We start from the raw sequence: 21,056 nt of genomic DNA, 5'->3' as shown, positions 1-21,056 counted from the left end.
CCCGCCGGAAGGCGGGGCCCGCTCTGTTTCCGGACAGGCAGGGAACCGCGGGCGGGGAGCCCGGCGGGCGGGTCAGGGAGGGCACGACGTGGTGAAGACGCTTTTCGGCAGGCTCGCCGACGGCACGGAGATCGACAGCTGGGCGCTGGAGAACGGCGGCACCCGGATGAAGGTCCTCTCCTGGGGCGGCATCGTCCAGTCCCTGGAGATCCCCGACCGGCACGGCCGCCACGCCGACGTCTGTCTCGGCTTCGACACCATCGAGGACTACGTCGCCAGGACGCCGTACTTCGGCGCGCTGATCGGCCGCTACGGCAACCGCATCGCCGAGGGGCGCTTCACCCTCGACGGCGAGGCCCACCAGGTCGACGTCAACGACGGCGTGAACAGCCTGCACGGCGGCGCCACCGGGTTCGACCGGCAGGTGTGGGACGTCGAACCGTTCACCGAGGGCTCCGACACGGGCCTGCGTCTGTACCGCACCAGCCCCGACGGGGAGATGGGCTACCCGGGCACGCTCGACGTGAAGGTGACGTACACCCTCACCGGGCGCGGCGACTGGCGCGTCGACTACGAGGCCACCACCGACCGGGCCACCGTCGTCAACCTCACCAGTCACGTCTACTGGAACCTCGCGGGCGAGAGCGCGGGCACCGTCGAGGGCCACGAACTCATGATCGCCGCGGCCCGCTACACGCCCACCGACGCGGGACTGATCCCCACCGGCGAGCTCGCCGAGGTCTCCGGCACACCCTTCGACTTCCGCGAGCCCAGGACGATCGGCAGCGGCCTGCGGGCCGGTCACGTCCAGCAGGTCCGGGCCCAGGGCTACGACCACAACTGGGTCCTCGACAAAGGCGTCACCGCCGAACCGGTGCATGTGGCCACGCTGCGCGACCCCGGTTCGGGCCGCACCCTGGAGATCGCCACCGACCAGCCGGGGCTCCAGTTCTACTCCGGCAACTTCCTGGACGGCACCCTCGTCGGCACCGGTGGGCGCGCCTACCGTCAGGGCGACGCCCTGTGCCTGGAGACCCAGCACTTCCCGGACTCGCCGAACCAGTCGGCGTTCCCCTCGACACTGCTGCGACCTGGGCAGACCTACCGGACGACGACGATCCACTCGTTCGGCTCCTGACCGCCTCCACAGCTAAACCACAACTTCTTACCGATTTCTCAGCGGTTGAACAGCGTCACGGGAGCGTCCGTATGTAAGAGCGGCCCGCGCTCCCCCGCGCGGGCCACCCAATGACGACGGGCCCGGTCGTCCCCGCCGGGCCCGCCCCATACGGAGGTTCCATGGCCGACAACGTCTCCTCGTTGTTCCGCAACACCGCGGCGCACAGCCCGTCGATGGCGGCGCTGACACGGGAGGGCGGCGAGGGGGTCGGCCCGGTGGACTTCTGCATACCCTGCAACCCGTACTTCCCCACCCCGGCCATGATGGACACCATGGCCGCGCGGCTGCGGGACATCATCACGTACTACCCGAGCGGCGCCGACACGATCACGGCAGAGTTGTGCCAGTTGCTCCAACTCCCGCCGCAGGCCGTGGCGATGGGCAACGGGTCGACCGAGCTGATCACCTGGATCGACCATCTGCTGGTCCGCGAGTCCCTCGCCGTCCCCGTGCCCACCTTCGGCCGCTGGACCGACCAGCCCATGGAGACCGGCAAGCGGGTCGACATGTTCCCGCTCCAGGAGTCCAGCGGCTTCGCCCTGGATCTCGCGCAGTACGCCGAGTTCATCCGGACCCGCGGAACCAAGGTCGCCGTCATCTGCAACCCGAACAACCCCGACGGGGGCTTCCTGCACAAGCGCGCGCTCGTGCAGTTCATGGACGCGATGGCCGACCTGGACCTGATCATCATCGACGAGTCGTTCCTGGAGTTCGCGGACGCGGAGCAGGAACCGAGCGTCGTGCAGGAGGCGATGATCCGGCCGAACGTCATCGTGCTGCGCAGCCTCGGCAAGAACTTCGGTCTGCACGGCATCCGCTTCGGCTACATGGTCGCCAACCCCTCGCTGGCCGGCCGGGTCCGCTCGATGCTCCCGAAGTGGAACCTCAACGCCTTCGCCGAGTACGTGGTGTTCATGCTGAAGGAGCACGGCCCCGAGTACGCGCAGAGCCTGGTGCAGGTGCGCCGGGACCGTCTCGACATGGCGAGTCAGCTCAGCGCGCTGCCCGGGCTGACCGTCTACCCCTCCCAGGGGAACTTCCTCTTCGTGCGCCTTCCCGTCGGCGCCGAGGGCACCGTGGTCCGCGACCGGCTGCTCGCCGAGCACCGCATCCTGGTCCGCGAGTGCGGCAACAAGATCGGCTCGTCCAGCCGCTTCCTGCGGCTCGTGGTGCGCCCCCAGGTGGACGTCCGTCGCCTGGTGTCCGGCCTGGAACAGGTGCTCTACGGGACCAGGAGGGGAGCCGCCGTACCCGAGCTGAGCGCCGGCGCCGGCTACAGCTCGGGCACGGCGGCAGTGGACAGACTGGTCACCAACGGGGCAGGCATGCCCGGCCTTGCCGCTCAGGCCATGGGCATGGCGATGCCGGGGCTGGTCGCGGCCGCCCCGGCCGCCGCCCCGATGTCGATGCCCGAACCCGCGATGGCCCCTGCGATGGCGCAGACCCCGCCGTCCGACGGTGCCGGGATGCCGCTCCCGGCCGCCGCCCAGATCTTCCCCCAGTCGGTGCCCGTCCCGGCTCCCGCCCCCGTCCCGGCCGCGGCTCCGCCGATGGCCCCGGCGGCCTCGATGGCTCCCGCCATGGCACCCGCGGCGATGACCCCGGCGGCGATGGCCCCCGCCATGGCACCCCCTGCCATGGCTCCCGCCGCTATGGCCCCCGCCATGGCGCCGGCGGCGATGGCGCCCGCCATGGCACCGGCGCCCACCCCGCCGATGGGCCCGACCCCGCCCGGCGTCCCGGCCCGCGGCGGGCTCACGGCCGCCCAGGTCCGGGGCACCAACGGCCTCTCGCCCGCGGCGGCGACCGGCTGGCCGAACGCCCAGAGCTGGCCGAACGCGGCGGGGATGGGTCAGGCGGGCTGACACCTCGCACCATGACGCCCCGGGCGCCGGCGCACCGTTGTGCCATCCGGGACGTCTGTCGACACTTGCCCTGGAAGCAACTTGACGGGCTGTCACTTTGCCGGACTGACAGCCTGTCGACAGGAACCGTCCCTACGGTGTCGTGCTCATGACAGACACTTCAGATGCGCGCCGCTCCGTCGCGCGCCGCACCGTGCTCGTCGCCTCGGGCGCGACCGCAGCGGCCCTGGCCGTAGGCGCCGCTGCCACGCCCGAGGCCCCCGTCGCCGACGCGGCCGACACCACCCCCGTCGCCGCCGCGGCCGTCTGCACCCTCACCAGGGAGATGACCGAAGGCCCCTACTACCTCGACGGACAGTACGTCCGCCCCGACATCACCGAAGGCAAGCCGGGGATCCCGCTCAAGCTGACCCTCACGGTCGTCGACGACGACACCTGCGTGCCCCTCTCCAACGCCCTCGTGGAGGTCTGGCACGCCGACCACCTCGGCGAGTATTCCGGCTTCGTGGGCGCCAACGGCCACAGCGAACCGGACGACGGCACCTTCCTGCGCGGTGGAGTCCTCACCAACTCCAGCGGCGTCGCCGACATCACCACGATCTACCCGGGCTGGTACGTGGGCCGCTGCATCCACGTCCACATCAAGGTGCACACGAACGTCACCCTGACCCCCGACGGCTCCTTCACCGGTGGCCAGGAACTCCACACCGGCCAGCTCTACTTCAGCGAGACGATCACTACCGCCGTCAGCAGGCTCTCCCCCTACTCGGCGAACAGGGTCACCCGCACCACTCTCGCCCGGGACTCCGTCTACGACGGCGGAGGCGCCGCTTCCGGCCTTCTGACCCTGACGGCCCTGGGCAGCTCGGCCTCGTCCGGCTACGCGGGAACGCTGACCCTCGGGGTCGAGCGCTGACCCGGCGCACCTGATCACTCCCTCGTCCGCCTGGGCGTCACCGGGTACGCGGTGACGCCCAGGCGACATGCGGGAGCGCGGCACGAACCATCAGCCCCACGCCGGCGAAGACGGGAGCGAGTTCGGGAACAAGTGGCCCCGCAAGGAGCCGGGCGACCCCTTGGTGACCTACTTACCCGGACACTGCTGCCAGGCCATGTGGTACACCGTGCTGAGGTCGCCGTCGGTGGAGTCCATCGTCATGAAGCTGACCTTGCTCGGCGAGGACGAGCCCGCGTTCACCCGGAGCTCGGTGTTGATGTTGAAGTTGCGCTGGACTCCGCAGGGCGCCCAGACCAGTTGGGCCCAGTCGGTGCTGTCGGTCGCCTGCCAGTTGTCGTTGTAGGAGCCGCTGAAGTTGTGGTTCTTGAAGACCGTCTGCGACGAGCCCTGGAAGTAGTACGAGGCCCGCTGCACGGCGCTCGCGCCGGACTGGAGCGAGGCGTAGCCACGGTAGTCCGCCTTGGCGATGGCGTACGTGAAGCCCGACGGGACGTGGACGATCAGGTTGAGCTGGCAGTTCTTGCGGAACGCCGTGGGGTTGGAACCCCCGCCCACCTGGGCGAGGTAGTCGCTGTAGGTCACGGTGAAGGCGGTGTTGTCCTCGGAGACGGCGACGGCCGCCGTGCCCGCGGGACAGCCGGAGCCGTTCACCGTGGCGACGTCGATGACGATCTTGTCCGGGGGCGGGTTGTCGAACACGGGGGACGAGTTGTGCGTGGGGATCGCCGCGGTGATGAGAGCGGCGACCGCACCGCCCAGGAGCAGCCCACTTGCCATGGTCTCTGTCCTTCGCTCGGATCGGTGGGGGGTGGATGCGCGTCCGGGTCCCCTCGGCAACTCTGTGCAGGATCAATGGAGTTGCTGTGAAGAACCGGGGCGATCGCATCGTAGGGAGAGCGGTGGGGCGCGCCCAGGCCGAACTCCGGCCATTCACCACGGCCCGTTCACACCCGGTCACTCCTTGTCGATCACTCCCTGAACTCCCTTGCGATCAGCGTGGATCGACCGTGGAACGAGCCTCGGGCCCCCAACAGCCGACACGGTCCGGACCGTGGAACGAGCCTCGGGCCCCCACAGCCGACACGGTCCGGACCAGCCCCGCGGCAGCCCGCGGCGCCCGGTGCCATGGATCGGCTACGGGTTCTCCCAGGCCGCCGGTTCCGCCGCCAGCGCCTGCACCGGGTCCGGCAGGGCGTCCGCCGCGATGTCGGCGATCGTGACACCCTCCAGGATCCGTCGGACGTTCGCCCGCAGGGCGATCCAGAGCGGAAGCAGGGGCTGTGCCGAACCCGTGTAGGACAGACCGGTCGGGCGTTCGCCGCGTACGGACACGATCGGGCCGTCCACCGCCCTGATCACGTCCGCGACGGTGATCGCCGCCGGGTCGCGGGCCAGCCGGTAGCCGCCGCCCCCGCCACGCCGGCTGTCGACGATCCCGCCGCGCCGCAGGTCTCCGAGGATCCCCTCGAGGAACTTGTGCGGGATGTCCTGCACGGCGGCGATCGACTCGGCCTTCACCGGGTCGCCGCCCTGCCGCACGGCGAGCTCCAGTACCGCCCGTACCGCGTAGTCCGCGCGTGCCGAGATCCTCATGAGCCCATTGTGCCGTCAGGGGACTCGAGGCCGAGGACGCGGCCGGCGACACGGGCGGGGCGGCGCGCTCCGGCACGCTGCCGGGGTGCGCCGCCCCGGTCGGGACGGGTCGCGGGAGGTGGCCCGCGGCGTCATGACGCCTACTTCTGCTCGCTGTTGAACCTCGCGGCCGACCAGCGGTAGCCGAGCACCGCGAGACCGAGGCACCAGGCGAGCGCGATCCATCCGTTGTCGCCGATCTCGGTGCCGAGCAGCAGGCCGCGAAGGGTCTCGATGGCCGGGGTGAACGGCTGGTACTCGGCGATGGGCCGGAACCAGCCCGGCATCGTGCTGGCCGGGATGAAGGCGCTGGAGATGAGCGGCAGGAGGATGAGCGGCTGGGCGCTGTTCGCGGCGGCCTCGGCGTTCGGGCTGGCCAGGCCCATGCCGACCGCGATCCAGGTGAGCGCCAGGCCGAAGAGGACGAGCAGCCCGAACGCGGCCAGCCATTCCACGGCCGTGGCGTCGGCGGACCGGAAGCCGATGGCGACGGCGACGGCGCCGACGAGGAGGACACTGGCGACGCATTGCAGCACACTGCCGACGACGTGCCCGACGATCACCGAGCCGCGGTAGACCGCCATGGTGCGGAAGCGGGCGATGATGCCCTCGTTCATGTCGGTGGAGACGGACACCGCGGTCCCGATGACGGTGCCGCCGATGGTCATCATCAGGATGCCGGGGACGATGTAGGCGATGTAGTCGGAGCGGTCGGCGCCTCCGATGCCGGCGCTCATCACGTCGCCGAAGATGTAGACGAACAGCAGCAGGAGCATCACCGGGGTGAGCAGCAGGTTCAGGGTGAGGGAGGGGTAGCGGCGCGCGTGCAGGAGGTTGCGGCGCAGCATCGTGGTCGAGTCGCGGACGGCGAGGGAGACACGGGCCGGGCGGGTGGCCGCAGGGGTGCTCATCGGACGTTCTCCTTGGGCTGGTCGGGCTGGCTCGGTCGGCGGGGGACCTCGGCGGTGCCGGTGAGGGCGAAGAAGACGTCGTCGAGGTCGGGGGTGTGCACGGTCAGTTCGTCGGCTTCGATGCCGGCCGTGTCGAGCCGGTCGAGGAGGGAGCGCAGTGCGTGCTGGCTGCCGTCGCTGGGGATCCGCAGCGCCAGGTTCTCGTCGTCGCTCGTGACCTCCGTGACCTGGCGCAGGGCGGCGGCGGCGGTCCGGTGGGCGGCCGGGTCGGTGAAGCGGAGCCGTATGTGGCCGCCGGGGATCAGTCGCTTGAGTTCGTCGGCGGTGCCCTCGGCGGCGATCCTGCCGTCGTTCAGTACGGCGATGCGGTCGGCGAGTTCGTCGGCCTCCTCCAGGTACTGGGTGGTGAGGAAGACGGTGACGCCGTCGCGGACCAGCTCGCGGATGATCTGCCACATGGTGTGGCGGGAGCGGGGGTCGAGGCCGGTGGTGGGTTCGTCGAGGAAGATGATCCGCGGGCTGCCGACCAGGGTCATGGCGATGTCGAGGCGGCGTTTCATGCCGCCGGAGTAGGTGGAGGCGGGCTTCTTCGCGGCCTCCACCAGGTCGAAGCGTTCCAGGAGCCGGGCGGCGACCCGGCGCCCCTCGGCCCTCGTCAGGTGGTGCAGGTCGGCCATGAGGAGCATGTTCTCCTCACCGGTGATCAGGCCGTCGACGGCGGAGAACTGGCCGGTGACGCCGATCGCGGCCCGGACCGCCTGCGGGTCGGCGGCGAGGTCGTGGCCGCCGACGCGCAGGTCACCGGCGTCGGCCGTGACGAGGGTGGAGAGGATTTTGACCGCGGTGGTCTTGCCGGCGCCGTTCGGCCCGAGCAGGGAGAAGACCGTTCCTTCGGGGACCGCCAGGTCGATGCCGTCGAGCACGACCTTGTCGCCGTAGGACTTGCGCAGCCCGTTCGCCGCGATGGCCAAGCTGGTCATGAGAGGGGGCTCCTTCGAAAGGCTGCGGGGCGGAGGTCTAGAGGCTGCGGGCGGTGATGTCGCCCTGGGTGGCGGTGGCGCGGATGACGAGGCCGGGGGTGCCGTCGGTGTTCTTCAGCGAGTTGTCGATCCGGCCGTGACCGGTGCCGGCGTCCAGGGAGGCGGAGACTCCGCGGGCGGCGCCGACGGTGATGTCGCCCATCCGGGTGCTCAGCGCGAGCGAGCCGCGCACGGCCTCGGTGATGTTCAGGTCGCCCTTCTGGGTGCTGATCTCGCCGGGCCCGTTCAGGCGGCCGACGGTGATGTCGGCGTCGAGGCCGGCGAGGCGGGCGCTGTCGGCCTCGTCGAGCTTGACCGCGCCGGAGCCGCCCTCGAAGACGACGTCGCCGAGCCGGCCGACGCCCCGGAACTCGGCGGCGGCCGCCTTCGCCTCGACGTGGGAGCCGGCGGGGAGTTGGACGGTCACGTCGACGGAGCCGGTGGTGCCGAGGATCCGGTTCCTCGCCGGCGCGGTCTCGATCCGCAGGACGCCGTCGGCGTACTGGACCGTGATCTGCTCCGACGCCTTCACGTCGCGGGCCTTGGAGGCGTCGGCGGGCAGGACCTCGACCGTGGTGTCGGCCCGGTCGGCGGCGATGATCCGGATGCGTCCCGCGGAGAGGGCGAGGACGGCGGAGACGGGGGCGGTGGTGGCGAACTTCTGCATCGTGCGCTCCTTCGGTGCGTTGTTTCTGATGAGGGAAACGCTACGTTGCGTTCATAGATTCAGCAACACATTCATTGCATCCGGTTACCATACTTGCAGTTCAAGGCCACTATTTCGTTGCAATGGATTGGAAGCTAACGCAACAACCGGGACCTAGCGCGTTGCAATGGTTCAGAACTGAACGCTATGCTGGAGGCCTCATGAACGACGGAGGAGATCGCGATGCCGGGAGGCAGGCTCACGCAGCAGGAGCGCCAGCAGATCGCGTCGGGCCTGGCCGACGGCCTCGCCTACGCGGAGATCGCCAGAGGGCTGGACCGTCCCACCTCGACGATCACCCGTGAGGTCATGCGCAACGGCGGCCCCACCGCCTACCGCGCCGACCTCGCCCACCGCGCCACCGAACGCCGCGCCCACCAGCGCAGGCCGGCGGCGCCCCGGGGGACGCAGGCGGCCCCGCCGGCCCACGGTCGCGACGCCGAGGCGGTGCGCGAGTACGAGGAGACGCTCACCACCGTCTTCATACAGTCGGGCCTGCCCAAGATGATGGCCCGGGTGCTGGTCTGCCTCTACACCACGGACACGGGCAGCCTCACCGCGTCCGAACTCGTCCAGCGCCTCCAGGTCAGCCCGGCGTCCATCTCGAAGGCGATCACGTTCCTGGAGAGCCAGGGGCTCGCCCGCCGGGAGCGCGACGACCGCCGCCGCGAGCGCTACGTCATCGACGACGACGTCTGGTACCAGGCGACGGTCGCCAGCGCCCGGTCCCTCGCCCAGGTCGTCGAGACCTCACGGCAGGGCGTCCGCATCCTCGGCCCCGACACCCCGGCCGGCACCCGGCTGGAGAACATCGCCCGCTTCGTGGACTTCGTCAGCGAGAGCACCCTGCGCGCCGCCGAGCAGGCCCGCGAGGTCCTCCACACGAAAGCCGAGGCCGCCCCGGACGGCAGCGGTGAGCAGCCGGCCGAGGGATGAGCGAACAGATCGCCGGCCGGTCGGGCAGGACCGGCCGGCGATCGGCGTTCACTCTCCTTGGCCCGGCCACGTCGGGCCGGTCCCGGTCAAGCCAGCCTGATCACGTTCCACGACAACGGCTCCAGCGTCGCGGTGAGGCCACCGTCCGTCAGCGCGGTGCCCTCGGCGGCGTGCGGGGCCACCCGCTCGGGATCGGCGAGGGTGTTGCGGGCGTCCGGATCGGCGTCCGCGAGCACGCTGTGTTCGACGACCGAGGTCAGGTCGAGGCCGGTCAGACCGATGTGGAGGGGGAGTGCCTCGGTACGGCTGCGGTTGACGGCGAACACCGTGACCGTGCCGTCGTCGGCGCGCACGGCGGTGGCGTGCAGCAGGTCCGCCTCGCCGTACCTGGCGGTCTCGTACGTCGGTGAGTCCACGCGTACGTCGAGGACCGTGCCCCGGCCGTGCTTCGACGCCTGGGCGAACGGGAAGAACGTCGTCTGCCGCCAGGCCGGGCCGCCCGGCTCGGTGAGGATCGGCGCGATGACGTTGACGAGCTGGGCGAGACAGGCGACCGTCACCCGGTCGGCGTGCCTCAGCAGCGCGATGAGGAGCGAGCCGAAGACGACCGCGTCCATGACGCTGTAGTTGTCCTCCAGCAGCCGTGGGGCCTCCGGCCAGTCGGCCGGGTCGGCGGTGCGGGCGTGCTCCTCCCACCGCGACAGGTACCAGACGTTCCACTCGTCGAAGGAGAGGTTGATCTTCTTCTTCGACTTGAGCTTCGCGCCCACGTGGTCGCAGGTGGCGACGACGTTCTCGATGAACGACTCCATGTCCACCGCCGAGGCGAGGAAGGAGTCGAGGTCGCCGTCGTGGGGTTCGTAGTAGGCGTGCAGCGAGATGTGGTCGACCAGGTCGTAGGTCTCCGTCAGGACCTTGGCCTCCCAGTCGGCGAACGTGGGCATCGACTGGCTGGAACTGCCGCACGCGACGAGTTCGACGGCCGGGTCGATCTGGCGCATCGCGCGGGCCGTCTCGGCGGCCAGACGGCCGTACTCCTCGGCCGTCTTGTGGCCGGTCTGCCAGGGGCCGTCCATCTCGTTGCCCAGGCACCACAGCCGGATGCCGAAGGGGTCCTTGTCGCCGTGCGCGATGCGCCGCTCCGCGAGCGCGGTGCCTGACGGGTGGTTGGCGTACTCCTGGAGCTCCAGGGCCTCCGCCACGCCGCGGGTGCCGAGGTTGACCGCCATCATCGGTTCGGCCTGCGGGCCGATCTTGCGCAGGAAGGCGATGTACTCGGAGAGGCCGAAACGGTTCGTCTCCGTCGAGCGCCAGGCCAGGTCGAGGCGGCGCGGACGGTCCTCGGCGGGGCCCACCGAGTCCTCCCACTTGTAACCGGAGACGAAGTTGCCGCCGGGGTAGCGGACGGCGGTGACGCCGAGTTCGCGGACCAGGTCCAGGACGTCGGTCCTGAGTCCCGCCTCGTCCGCGGTCGGGTGGCCGGGCTCGAAGACGCCGGTGTAGACGCAGCGCCCGAGATGTTCCACGAAGCTGCCGAAAAGCCGGGGGTTGACTTCGCCGATGGTGAAGGCGGGGTCGAGGGTCAGTCGTGCGGTGCGCATGTACGCCTTTCGAGGAGGGGGTGCTTGTCCGTAGGCGGTCACGGGTGGGTCCGTGGCTGGTTCGCGCGGTTCACCGTTCGGCTTGGTTCGATATTTCGGATTGTGCTCGTGACTTCGAACGGGACCGTAAAATCGATGTGCCCGCCCGTCAATGGTTTCGACGCGTTCTCTGACAGCGCTTTCCTGCAACACCCCCGCGAAAACTTCCCGTGACGTGAGCACAACCGGCCGCGTAGGCTCGAGCGGGCTGCCGCAGGGCGGTCGAGGAGGGGGAGTTGATGGACATCGCGGGCGCGCTCGGGAGGGCGGCCCGGATCGGCTCGGCGCTGCGGCGCCCGAGGACCGGACCGGCCATGCGCGAGCTGACCGGCGATCTCTCCGCCGCCGTACGGGCGCGCCCCGGCCGGCCCGCCGGTGTGCGGGACGTGTGCCGGGTGCTGTGCGAGGAGATGTCGGCGCGGCGCGGCGGGCGGCCCGTCGAGGTGCGGTTCGAGAGGTTCCCCGACGAGATCGAAGTGACCGGACTGTGGGTGGAGTTCCATGACTTCGACCTCGTCATCGTCGAGGAACGCGCCGAGGACGTCCAGCAACTGGTCATCCTGGGCCATGAGTTGTGGCACCTGCACGCAGGTCACCGGCACCACCACCACGGCGTCGGCACGGTGGCGGCCGGTGTCCTGGCCGGCCGGTCCGGCTGGGACTCCCTCGCGCTGACCGTCGCCGCCCGCAACGGCTCCCGGGAGGACGAGGAGGCCGAGGCCGACGACTTCGGCCACCGGCTCGCCGCCCGCTTCCGGCGCTACCTCTCCGACTGCGGACCGGCCGCCGCGGGCCCGGACGGGGAGACGGCCGCCGTCCAGCGGACCCTCGGCTATCGCGGGCGCAGGGGCACGGCGCGGTGAACCACGGGCTGTACGTCTCCTTCTGGCTGCCCACCGTGGTCCTCGGCGCGGCCCTCGCCATCAAGCTGCCCAGCATCCTCAAACTCTGGCGCGACCCGCTGCTGCGTGCCGTCGGCGGGCTGCTGATCTTCGCCTGTGCGGTGTTCGTCTTCGCGGCCCCGAAGACCATCGCCTGGACCAACCGGGTCACCGGCGTGCCGAACATCGCGGCACCCTGGGTGTACTCCCTGCTCACCGCGCTCTCCGCGTCCTGGCTGCTGCTGATCATCGCGTGGCGCAACGGCCGCAGCGAGCGTTCGGCCCAGACCCGGCGCGCGACCCGTTGGGTGGTCTCCGTCTACGCGGCGGTGGTCGTCGCCCTCTGGGTGCTCTTCGCGCTCGCCGACGTGCCCGTGGAGCAGATCCAGGACCTCGACACCTACTACGCCAACACGCCCTTCATGCGCGAGGAGATCCTGCTCTACCTGCTCGCGCACACGGTGGCCTGCTCGGTCACCGCCCGGCTCGTCTGGAACTGGAGCCGCACCGAGGGCCTCGACGCCTGGCTGCGCTGGGGACTGCGCTTCCTGGGAGCCGGCTACGTCACGAACCTGCTGTTCAGCGCTGCCAAGTTGACGGCCGTCGGGGCCCGCTGGACCGGGCACGACCTGGACTGGCTGAACACCAACATCGCCCCGTCGGCCGCCTGTATCGCCGCCACCCTGGTCGCGATCGGCTTCATCGTGCCGCACGCCGGCCAGTACCTCCAGGAGCGGTGGCGGGTCCGCCGCCGGCACCGGAGCCTCAAGCCCCTGTCCCGGCTGATGAGGGGTGTCACCGGCGCCCGGGAGCCCTTCGCCCTGCGGGCCACGCCGGAACTGCGCCTGATCCGCCGCGAGACGTTCATCCGCGACGCGCTGCTCCAGCTCGCCCGGCACCTCGACGACGACCTGCGCGCCCGGTCCTACAAGGCCGCCGTCGCCCTCGGCTTCGAGCGCGGCCGGGCGCAGGCGCTCGCCGCCGCCGTGACGCTCCTGGACGCGCTGGACGCCCGGCAACGGGCCCTGCGGCAACCGGAGTCCGCCGAGCCGTCGGCGGCCGCCGAGCCCGAGCGCCCCGCCTCCTCCACCTCTCCCACCGCCCCGTCCGGCTCCTCCCGCCCGGACACCACCTACCTCCTGCGGGAGATCCAGGCCGTGTCCCACGTACTTCGCCACCCCGACGACATCCAGGCGGTCCGTGCCCACGCGGCCGCCCCGGCAGAGAGCATGTCCACGCATGAGTGAGCCCTCCAACCCCGCCAGAACCGCCGTAGTCCTGGGGGGATCCCATGCGGGCATGCTCGCGGCACGCGCACTGGCCGGCGTCGCCGAACGGGTCGTCGTCGTCGAGCGGGACGCGCTGCCCGACGGGCCCGCCCCCCGCAAGGGCCTGCCCCAGGCCCGCCACGCCCACATGCTGTGGTCGGGCGGGGTACGGGCGGTGGAGGAACTGCTGCCGGGCGTCACCGAGGCCCTCCGGGCCGCCGGCGCCCGCCGGACGCCGGTCACGACGGACATGGTGGTCATGGGGGCACGCGGCTGGTTCCGCCGCTGGCCCGAGTCCCACCACGTGATCCTGGCCGGCCGCGACCTCCTGGACGCGACGATCCGCGCCCAGGTCCTCATGGACGACCGGATCGAACTGCTCTCCGGTGCCGAGGTCCTGGGCCTGGAGGGCGACGCGGGCACGGTCACCGGGGTACGGGTGCGGGCACGGGGTTCCCAGGAGCGGGTGGTGTCCGGTGGGCTGGTGGTCGACGCGACCGGGCGGGGGTCGCGGGCCGGGCGGTGGCTGGAGGAGCTGGGGCTGCCCGCGGTGGAGCGGCGTGAGGTGGACGCCGGGCTGGCGTACGCCAGCCGTCTCTACCGCGCGCCCGAGCAGGCCCGCTCCGGCTACCCGGTCGTCAACGTGCAGCCCGACCCGCGCGAGGACGTGCCGGGGCGGGCGGGGTTCCTGCTCCCCATCGAGGACGGCCACTGGATCGTCACCCTGAATGGCACCCGGGGCGGCGAGCCCTCGGCCGCCGACGACGACTTCCTCCGCTTCGCCCGCGAGGAACTGCGCCACCCCGTCATCGGGCAGCTCCTCGAGCAGGCCGAGCCGGTGTCCGGGGTGTCGTTCACCCGCGCCACGGTCAACCGCCGCCACTTCTACGAGCGGATGCCGGCGTGGCCGGAGAACTTCGTCGTCGTCGGGGACGCCCTCGCCGCGTACAACCCGCTCTACGGCCACGGCCTCGCCGTCGCCGCCCAGAGCGCGGTGATCCTTCGGGACGTGGTGCGCCGGCGCGGGTGGGGCGCCGCCGGACTGTCCCGGCGGATCCAGAAGGCGGTGGCCCGCCCGGTGGGCACCGCGTGGGACCTCGCCGTCGGCCAGGACGTGTTCTGTGAGGGCGCGACGGAGGAAGGGCCCACGGCCCGGGACCGGCTGGTGGCCGCGTACGTGGGACGCCTGATGCTCACCGCCACCGGCAACGGACGGATCGCCCGCCGGGTGACGGACGTGACGTCGCTGGAGCGCGGGCCGGAGGTGCTGCTGAGTCCGTCGGTGCTGCTCGCGGCCGCGCTGGGCCCGTTGAAACCGGCCCTGAACGGACCCCCGCTGACCGGGGACGAGTTGAAGCGAGCGGGCTTGGAGTAGCCGGGAGCGGGCCCGCTCGGACCCGGCCCGCTCGGACCCGGCCCGCTCGGCGGCGGATCCGTTACGGGGCGGCCCCACTCAGGATGGGCCTGGCCCGGAACCGGCCCGCACGGCGGTCGGTCGGTTCCGTCCCCGGTCCGTCCGTTCAGCCCGCGAACGCCGGCTGCGGGAGGCCCTTGCCCGCTCCCGGTACGACCAGGAGCGAGCCCGCCACCGGGTGCGGTGACGTCAGGCCCACGCGCGCGGTCGTGATGTACAGGTCCGTCAGGCCGGCGCCGCCGAACGCGCAGGCCGTGATCCTGGGGGTCGGGAGGACGATCACCCGGTCGAGTTCGCCCTCCGGGGTGTAACGGCGGACCGCTCCCCCGTCCCAGAGCGCCACCCACACGCAGCCGTCGGCGTCCACGGTGAGGCCGTCGGGGAAGCCCGCGCCGTCCTCGATCGTGACGAAGGGGCGGCGGCCGCTCACCCGCCCGTCCGCCGAGTGCGCGAAGACGTCGACCCGGCGGGTCGGCGAGTCGACGTAGTACATCAGCGTGCCGTCCGGGCTCCAGCCCGTCCCGTTGCTGACCGCCACGTCGTCGAGGATCAGCTCGGCCGGGCCGTCGCCGGTGAGCCGGGACAGCGTGCCGCCGCCCGGGGCCTCGTCGTAGCGCATGGTGCCGGCCCAGAGGGAGCCGTCCGGGGCGACGGCGGCGTCGTTGGCGCGGCGGCCGGGAACCGGCTGGTGGTGCAGCCAGCGGAAGCCGCCGTCGGGGTCGAGGAGGCCCACGCCGTCCCGCAGGTTGAGGACCAGCCCTCCCCCCGCGCGGGGTTTGGCCGCGCCCACGTGCTGGTCGGTCACCCGCACCGTGCGACGGCCCGTGGAAGGGTCGTAGCCGTGCAGGCGGGAGCCCAGGATGTCCAGCCAGAGCAGGCGGCCGGCCGCCGGGTCCCAGGTCGGCCCCTCGCCGAGGGCCGCCTCGGCGCGGACCGCCACCTCCCAGGCCGCGCCGGTCGTCGTCATGCCACGCTCCGGTAGCCCAGGAGCTCGGACAGCTCGGCGGCGCCCTTCGCGGCGAGCTCTTCCAGTTCGACGCGGCGCTCCTCGCTCCAGCGGATCATCGGCACGGAGATGGACAGGGCGGCGACGACCTGCCCCGTGCGGTCGCGCACCGGAGCCGCCACGCAGCTCACGTCCGGATTGGACTCGCGGCTCTCGACCGCGACGCCCCGCTCCCGGATCTCCGCCAGGGCCTCGCGCAGGGCGCCGGGCTCGGTGATGCTGTTCGGGGTCATCCGGATCAGGTCGGCGTCGTCGGGGATGCGCGCGCTGAGCTCCGGCTCCGGGAGCGAGGCCAGCAGCATCTTGCCGACGGAGGTGCAGTGGGCGGGAAGGCGACGTCCGGCGGCCGAGACCATCCGGACCGCGTGCGTGGAGTCGACCTTGGCGATGTAGATGACGTCGGCGCCCTCCAGGATCGCCACGTGCACCGTCTCGTCACACGTCTCAGCGACGGACCGCGCGACCTGCTGACCCTCGGCGGCGAGGTCGAGCTGCTCGGCGTAGCGGCTGCCGAGCTGGTACGGACGTACCCCGAGGCGGTAGCGTCCGGGCTGTCCCGGAACGCCGACGATGTACGACCGCGCCGAGAGCGTGGTCACCAGTTCGTGCACGGTGGTGCGCGGAAGCTGGAGCTTGCGCACGATGTCGGGGGCGGAGAGCGAACCGTCTCCGTCGAGGAAGAGCTCGAGGATGTCGAGCGCTCGGGTCACGGCAGGTACGAGGCGTCCCACAACCGGCCCCCTCCCTTTGTTAGTCGTCTCAGTGCCTGCGTTCGAGATTTCAACAGGCGATCGGCATGGCGAACACTGTCATACGGCGTTGCGCCGGGCAATGGTCGGGAAACGCACAGTGGCCCAGCACCGTACGCCCGGTGGGCCAGGATGGAGGGATGCCGACCCAGAAACGCCTCGCGGGCTCCTTCGCGGCGCTCGATTTCCAGCAGGTCCTGCTGCGCCGCATGGCCGACCACAACCCGGATCTGGTGGAGGACGCCCGCCACGGACTGGGCGTCTCCCTCGCACAGATGCGGGAGGCCAACAAGCGCTGGCAGGCGATGCTCCACTCCCCGCACGCACGGGGCTCGCTGTCCCGGTACCGCTCGGTCCTCGGCGAGCCGGAGTCCCGGACGCCCCGCCGCGTCGGGGACCTCGACTGCGAGGCCTGGCTCTGGCCGCTGCCGCTCTGGCCCGAGCTGCGCTTCGAGGCGCTGGTCGCCCCGAACGGGGGCGTCTGGAACGAGTGGCTGGTCCGCGCCCCCGGAGCCACGCCCCCGCTCCTGACGACCCTCGACGACCTCACCCCCTGGTCCTGCACCGTCGACGAGGTCGCCCGCGCCTTCGCCCCGGCCCGCCCCCTGGAGGGCACCGCCCCCACTCGTTGGGGACTCGCCTTCACCGCACCCGACGGCCTGGGCGTGAGACGGGAGGCCGTCGCGGAGTTCACCTGGGGCCTGCTGCAACGCACGGCGGTCCGGGAGTAGGGCGTCCGCCGCGGTGGAGCGGGAGCGGGGCGGCCGTGGAAGCGGCCGTCGGGGCGGTCGTCAGGGAGTGACGGCCGCCGCCAGGATCGCCGCCACCACGGCCGGCAGCGACCCCGGGTGCAGGAACAGGAAGAGGTTCGGCTCGACCAGCTCCAGCTCCATCACGCGCGGCTCCCCGTCGTCGCCGTCCACGAGGTCGACCCGGGCGTAGAGCAGCTCCGACGCGTCCGGTACCGCGGCCAGGGCGCGTCCGGCGACGGCGAGCTCGGCCGGCGTCGGGGTCCACGGCTCCAGGCCGGGGTGGGCGACCTTGTCCGCGTCGAAGGCCGTGCCGGGGGCCAGTACGGCCCGCTTCCGGCTGGCGTGCAGCAGGCGTCCGCCGAAGAACTGGAGCGCCCGCTCACCGCCGGTGTCGATGCTCCGCATGTACGGCTGCACCATGGCCGTCAGCCCCTCGGCGTGCATCCGCGCCAGGTGCCCTTCGGCCGCCTCGCGCCGCTCGGGCGTGTAGCGGGCGGCGTAGCGGGCGCCGGCGCCGGAGGTGGGCTTGACGACGTACTCGTGGTCGCCCGGCAGACCGGCGGCGCCTTCGGGACCGCCCGGGGCGAGGTAGCGGGTGGGGACCGTGGGCACCCCGGCCGCGGCGAGCTCCCCGAGGTACCGCTTGTCGGTGTTCCAGCGCACGACGGCGGCCGGGTTCGCCAGCCGCGTCAGCTTGCCGCACCGCTCGGTCCACGCCGTGAACTCGGCCGCGCGCCAGCTGTAGTCCCAGGTCGAGCGGATGACGGCGAGGTCGTAGGAGGCCCAGTCGGCGTCCGGGTCGTCCCAGCACACGGCGTCCGCCTCGGCCCCGGCCGCCTCCAGCGCCGCGCGCAGCACGGGGAGATCGCGGTCCTTGCTCGGTTCCGGCCGGGGGTCGTAGGTGACCAGAGCGACTCGGGGCACAGCGGGACTCCGTTCTCGTACGTCTGTCGTTCCGTCGGTCGCCGGACCGCTGATCCGCCGGTCGCAGGTCTGCTGTCCGTCCGCGGCCGCACTTCAGCACGTCCGTACGTGCGTACGCCCGCACGCTGCGGTACGTCCGTGTCGTGTCCGGGCAGGCTATCCGGCGTCCCCGCGGTGGGCACAACCTGTTTGACCTGAGCCTTCGGGCCGGGGAGGCCCCGGCATCGTGGGAGCGGCGGCTCGACAGGTGGGCACGGGGCGAGTGGGGTAGGACGGTTTCGACGTGTCACGCAGCCACTCAAGGAGCCCGTCCCGTGTCCTCTCTCTTCCCGGCCCTGACGGACGACCCGTCCGGGCGCCCCGCTCTGCGCTTCGGTGAGCGCTCCCTGACGTATGCGGAGCTCGCCTCGGCGGCCGGTGCCGTCGGTGAGCGCGTGCGGGGTGCGACGGGGGGTGCCGCATCGGGCCGCGGCGCAGAGCGCGGGCGGGTCGCCGTCTGGGCGACTCCGACGCTGGAGACCGCCGTCGGGGTCGTCGGCCTGCTGCTCGCCGGGGTGGCCGCCGTGCCGCTGAACCCGAAGTCGGGGGACAAGGAGCTCGGGCACATCCTGGGCGACAGCGCGCCGGGGGTGGTGCTGGCGGCTCCGGGCGACGAACTGCCGGGAGCGCTGGATGAGTTGACGCGGATCGACGTGGAGGTCGAGGGCGGCGTCACGGTCGGCGGCGTGCGCGGCGCCGGAGGGCCGGCCGTCGGGGCGCCCGCGGGCGAGGAGGACCCCGCGCTCGTCGTCTACACCTCCGGCACCACCGGGCCGCCCAAGGGCGCGGTCATCCCGCGCCGGGCCGTCGCCACCACCCTGGACGCGCTCGCCGACGCCTGGCAGTGGACCGGGGAGGACGTCCTCGTGCACGGGCTGCCGCTGTTCCATGTGCACGGGCTGGTGCTGGGGATCCTCGGTCCGCTGCGCCGGGGCGGGGCCGTACGGCACCTCGGGCGGTTCGACACCGAGGGCGTGACGCGTGAGCTGAGCGCCGGCGCGAGCATGCTCTTCGGGGTGCCGACGATGTACCACCGCATCGCCGAGGCGTTGCCGGACGACCCCGGGCTGGCCGAGGCGCTCGCCGGGGCGCGGCTGCTGGTGTCGGGATCGGCGGCGCTGCCCGTGCACGACCACGAGCGGATCGCGGCCGCGACGGGGCGGCGGGTGATCGAGCGGTACGGGATGACGGAGACGCTGATGAACACCAGCGTCCGGGCGGACGGGGAGGCACGGGCCGGGACCGTCGGGGTGCCCCTGCCGGGCGTGGAGCTGCGGCTCGTGGACGAGGACGGCTCGGCCGTCGGGGTGTACGACGGGGAGAGCGTCGGCGAGATCCAGGTGCGCGGGCCGAACCTGTTCACGGAGTACCTCAACCGGCCGGAGGCGACAGCCGCCGCCTTCACCTCCGACGGCTGGTTCCGGACCGGGGACGTGGCGGTGCGCGATCCTGACGGCTACGTCCGGATCGTGGGGCGCAAGGCGACCGATCTCATCAAGAGCGGCGGGTACAAGATCGGGGCCGGTGAGATCGAGAACGCGCTGCTGGAGCATCCGGGGGTGCGGGAGGCGGCGGTGACCGGTGAGCCGGACGCGGACCTCGGGGAGCGGATCGTCGCGTGGGTCGTCCCCGCGGATCCCGGATCCCCGCCGCCCGAGGCCGAGTTGGCCGGCCATGTCGCCCGACGTCTCGCGCCGCACAAGAGGCCTCGCGTGGTCCGGTATCTCGAGGTGCTGCCGCGCAACGACATGGGGAAGATCATGAAGCGGGCGCTGCCGTCATGACGGCGGAGCGGGCGAGCGCGCGGGAGGCCATCGCCCTCGTGGCCGACGACTTCATCGCTCTCCCCGACCCGCCGGGCGGGAAGTGGGCCTCCGCTCCGGACGGACCCCTCGGCTGGCCGGGCTACGGCGCCTCGCGCGAGCGCGCCGCCCGGCGCACCGGCGAGTCGGAGTCCGTCGTCTGCGGCACCGCGAGCGTCGGGGGCACCCGGGCCGTGCTGATCGCCTTCGAGTTCGGTTTCCTGGGCGGTTCGCTGGGTGAGCGCACCGGCGACCGTCTGGAGGCGGCGTACACCTACGCCCGTGAACACCGGCTCCCGGTCGTGCCGTTGGTCGCCACGGGCGGCAGCCGGATGCAGGAGGGCATGCTCGCCCTCACCCAGCTCCAGCGGGTGGCGCGGCAGTCGGCGCTCACCAGGGAGGCGGGGCTGCCGCAGGTCGCGGTGGTGCGGGATCCGACGACCGGCGGCGGCTGGGCCACCCTGGGCGCGGGCGCCGACGTCGTGCTGGCCCTGCCGGACGCCCAGGTCGGCTTCGCGGGCTCCCGCGTCCGCCCGCCGGACGCCGACCCCGCCGCCTACACGGCCGGGGCCCAGGTCGCGGCGGGAGCGGCGGACGCCGTGGTGCCTGCGGCGCAGCTGCGGGACGTCCTGGGCCGGTGGCTGCGCCTGCTGACCGGCGGAGCACCGCGGTCACCTTCCGTGCCCGCCCCGGCGCCCGTTCCCGGCGCTCTCGGCGCCACGGATCTGCCGCGTACCGGGTGGGAGGCGGTCCGGCGGGCCCGGGCGGCTGAACGACCGCGCGCCCGTGGCTACCTGGACGCCTACTTCAGCGACCGGCTGGCGATCTCCGGTGACCGGTGCGGCGGCGTCGACCCCGACGGGATGCTGTGCGGGTTCGGCGTGCACCAAGGCCGTACGGTCGCCTACGCGGCCCAGACCGGGGCGGCGACCCGGCCCGCCGGGTACCGCACCGCCACCCGGCTGATCCGCCTCGCGGACCGGCTCGGCATACCGGTGCTGACCCTGGTCGACACCCCGGGCGCGGCCAACGACGCCGAGGCGGAACGGCAGGGGGCGGGCGCGGCGATCGCGGAGCTGTTCGGCGCGGTCGCCACCGCCCGCACCGCGCTCACCACGCTGGTCATCGGCGAGGGCGGCTCCGGCGGCGCGCTGGCGCTGGCCGCGCCGGGCCGCACCTGGGCCACCCCGGACAGCTACTTCTCGGTCATCGCGCCCGAGTCGGCGGCGGCGATCCTCAAGCGGGCCCCGCGGGAGGTGGAGGCGACGGCCGATCAACTTCGCATCCGGCCACAGGACTTGGTGGAGCTGGGGGTGATCCGGATCACGCAGGCGCATGGAACGCAGGACAATCCCCAGTACCGTCCGTGACAAT

Annotated in this window: 19 protein-coding genes; 10 read left to right on the top strand and 9 right to left on the bottom strand. The window is 72.4% G+C overall.

From position 1 onward, the window contains the following. The first annotated feature begins 88 nt into the window (after positions 1–88). The 3 genes from OHS71_RS28245 to OHS71_RS28235 all read left to right on the top strand — a co-directional run bounded on the left by OHS71_RS28245 (position 89) and on the right by OHS71_RS28235 (position 3,961). Positions 89–1,138: an aldose epimerase family protein gene (locus tag OHS71_RS28245; RefSeq protein WP_443047075.1), complete on the top strand. Its 1,050-nt coding sequence runs from the start codon at positions 89–91 to the stop codon at positions 1,136–1,138. A gap of 161 nt (positions 1,139–1,299) precedes the next feature. Next, positions 1,300–3,045, top strand: a complete 1,746-nt coding sequence (locus OHS71_RS28240) for a pyridoxal phosphate-dependent aminotransferase (RefSeq protein ID WP_328482129.1) — start codon at positions 1,300–1,302, stop codon at positions 3,043–3,045. Between the two features lie 148 nt (positions 3,046–3,193). Next, positions 3,194–3,961: an intradiol ring-cleavage dioxygenase gene (locus tag OHS71_RS28235; RefSeq protein ID WP_328482128.1), complete on the top strand. Its 768-nt coding sequence runs from the start codon at positions 3,194–3,196 to the stop codon at positions 3,959–3,961. 168 nt (positions 3,962–4,129) lie between these two features. On the opposite strand, the gene OHS71_RS28230 is transcribed toward OHS71_RS28235, so the two are convergent. The 5 genes from OHS71_RS28230 to OHS71_RS28210 all read right to left on the bottom strand — a co-directional run bounded on the left by OHS71_RS28230 (position 4,130) and on the right by OHS71_RS28210 (position 8,232). Then, positions 4,130–4,780 (bottom strand): DUF4360 domain-containing protein, encoded by a 651-nt coding sequence (locus tag OHS71_RS28230; RefSeq protein ID WP_328482127.1) that lies wholly within the window; start codon positions 4,778–4,780, stop codon positions 4,130–4,132. 357 nt (positions 4,781–5,137) lie between these two features. Further along, positions 5,138–5,596: an RrF2 family transcriptional regulator gene (locus OHS71_RS28225; protein ID WP_328482126.1), complete on the bottom strand. Its 459-nt coding sequence runs from the start codon at positions 5,594–5,596 to the stop codon at positions 5,138–5,140. A 140-nt stretch (positions 5,597–5,736) separates the two neighbouring features. After that, positions 5,737–6,546, bottom strand: coding sequence for an ABC transporter permease (locus tag OHS71_RS28220; RefSeq protein WP_328482125.1), 810 nt, complete (start codon positions 6,544–6,546; stop codon positions 5,737–5,739). Further along, positions 6,543–7,526: an ATP-binding cassette domain-containing protein gene (locus OHS71_RS28215; protein WP_328482124.1), complete on the bottom strand. Its 984-nt coding sequence runs from the start codon at positions 7,524–7,526 to the stop codon at positions 6,543–6,545. Before OHS71_RS28215 ends, OHS71_RS28220 begins: the two co-directional genes overlap by 4 nt. 37 nt (positions 7,527–7,563) lie before the next feature. Then, on the bottom strand, positions 7,564–8,232 hold the full coding sequence (locus tag OHS71_RS28210; protein ID WP_328482123.1) for a DUF4097 family beta strand repeat-containing protein: 669 nt from the start codon (positions 8,230–8,232) through the stop codon (positions 7,564–7,566). A 222-nt stretch (positions 8,233–8,454) separates the two neighbouring features. On the opposite strand from OHS71_RS28210, the gene OHS71_RS28205 reads away from it, so the two are divergent. Then, a complete protein-coding gene (locus tag OHS71_RS28205) occupies positions 8,455–9,207 on the top strand; it encodes a GbsR/MarR family transcriptional regulator (protein ID WP_328482122.1) in 753 nt (250 codons plus the stop codon). Positions 9,208–9,293: 86 nt separating this feature from the next. Here OHS71_RS28205 and arfA read toward each other — a convergent pair whose 3' ends face one another. Continuing rightward, positions 9,294–10,808 carry an arabinosylfuranosidase ArfA gene (gene arfA / locus OHS71_RS28200; protein WP_328482121.1) on the bottom strand — a complete coding sequence of 505 codons (1,515 nt, stop codon included), beginning with the start codon at positions 10,806–10,808 and terminating at the stop codon, positions 9,294–9,296. Positions 10,809–11,086: 278 nt separating this feature from the next. On the opposite strand from arfA, the gene OHS71_RS28195 reads away from it, so the two are divergent. The 3 genes from OHS71_RS28195 to OHS71_RS28185 are packed head-to-tail and all read left to right on the top strand — an operon-like array spanning position 11,087 to position 14,371. Beyond that, on the top strand, positions 11,087–11,710 hold the full coding sequence (locus tag OHS71_RS28195) for a toxin-antitoxin system, toxin component family protein (protein WP_328482120.1): 624 nt from the start codon (positions 11,087–11,089) through the stop codon (positions 11,708–11,710). Then, complete coding sequence (locus OHS71_RS28190; protein WP_328482119.1) at positions 11,707–12,975, top strand: MAB_1171c family putative transporter; 1,269 nt, start codon at positions 11,707–11,709, stop codon at positions 12,973–12,975. Before OHS71_RS28195 ends, OHS71_RS28190 begins: the two co-directional genes overlap by 4 nt. Further along, positions 12,968–14,371 carry an NAD(P)/FAD-dependent oxidoreductase gene (locus OHS71_RS28185; RefSeq protein WP_328482118.1) on the top strand — a complete coding sequence of 468 codons (1,404 nt, stop codon included), beginning with the start codon at positions 12,968–12,970 and terminating at the stop codon, positions 14,369–14,371. Before OHS71_RS28190 ends, OHS71_RS28185 begins: the two co-directional genes overlap by 8 nt. Before the next feature lie 145 nt (positions 14,372–14,516). Here OHS71_RS28185 and OHS71_RS28180 read toward each other — a convergent pair whose 3' ends face one another. Then, positions 14,517–15,377 carry an SMP-30/gluconolactonase/LRE family protein gene (locus OHS71_RS28180; RefSeq protein WP_328482117.1) on the bottom strand — a complete coding sequence of 287 codons (861 nt, stop codon included), beginning with the start codon at positions 15,375–15,377 and terminating at the stop codon, positions 14,517–14,519. Continuing rightward, positions 15,374–16,147 (bottom strand): IclR family transcriptional regulator, encoded by a 774-nt coding sequence (locus OHS71_RS28175; RefSeq protein WP_328482116.1) that lies wholly within the window; start codon positions 16,145–16,147, stop codon positions 15,374–15,376. Before OHS71_RS28175 ends, OHS71_RS28180 begins: the two co-directional genes overlap by 4 nt. A gap of 158 nt (positions 16,148–16,305) precedes the next feature. Between OHS71_RS28175 and OHS71_RS28170 the strand changes: the two genes are divergently transcribed. Then, complete coding sequence (locus tag OHS71_RS28170) at positions 16,306–16,896, top strand: hypothetical protein (protein WP_328482115.1); 591 nt, start codon at positions 16,306–16,308, stop codon at positions 16,894–16,896. Between the two features lie 60 nt (positions 16,897–16,956). Here the strand turns inward: OHS71_RS28170 and OHS71_RS28165 are convergent, their stop codons facing one another. After that, positions 16,957–17,841 (bottom strand): ATP-grasp domain-containing protein, encoded by an 885-nt coding sequence (locus OHS71_RS28165; RefSeq protein WP_328482114.1) that lies wholly within the window; start codon positions 17,839–17,841, stop codon positions 16,957–16,959. Positions 17,842–18,155: 314 nt separating this feature from the next. Between OHS71_RS28165 and OHS71_RS28160 the strand changes: the two genes are divergently transcribed. Beyond that, positions 18,156–19,664: an acyl-CoA synthetase gene (locus tag OHS71_RS28160; protein ID WP_328482113.1), complete on the top strand. Its 1,509-nt coding sequence runs from the start codon at positions 18,156–18,158 to the stop codon at positions 19,662–19,664. Beyond that, positions 19,661–21,052 (top strand): carboxyl transferase domain-containing protein, encoded by a 1,392-nt coding sequence (locus OHS71_RS28155; RefSeq protein WP_328482112.1) that lies wholly within the window; start codon positions 19,661–19,663, stop codon positions 21,050–21,052. Before OHS71_RS28160 ends, OHS71_RS28155 begins: the two co-directional genes overlap by 4 nt. Positions 21,053–21,056 lie beyond the last annotated feature (4 nt).

This window comes from Streptomyces sp. NBC_00377 (assembly GCF_036075115.1).
Classification (GTDB): domain Bacteria; phylum Actinomycetota; class Actinomycetes; order Streptomycetales; family Streptomycetaceae; genus Streptomyces.
This window is presented reverse-complemented; position numbering and strand designations above follow the sequence as displayed.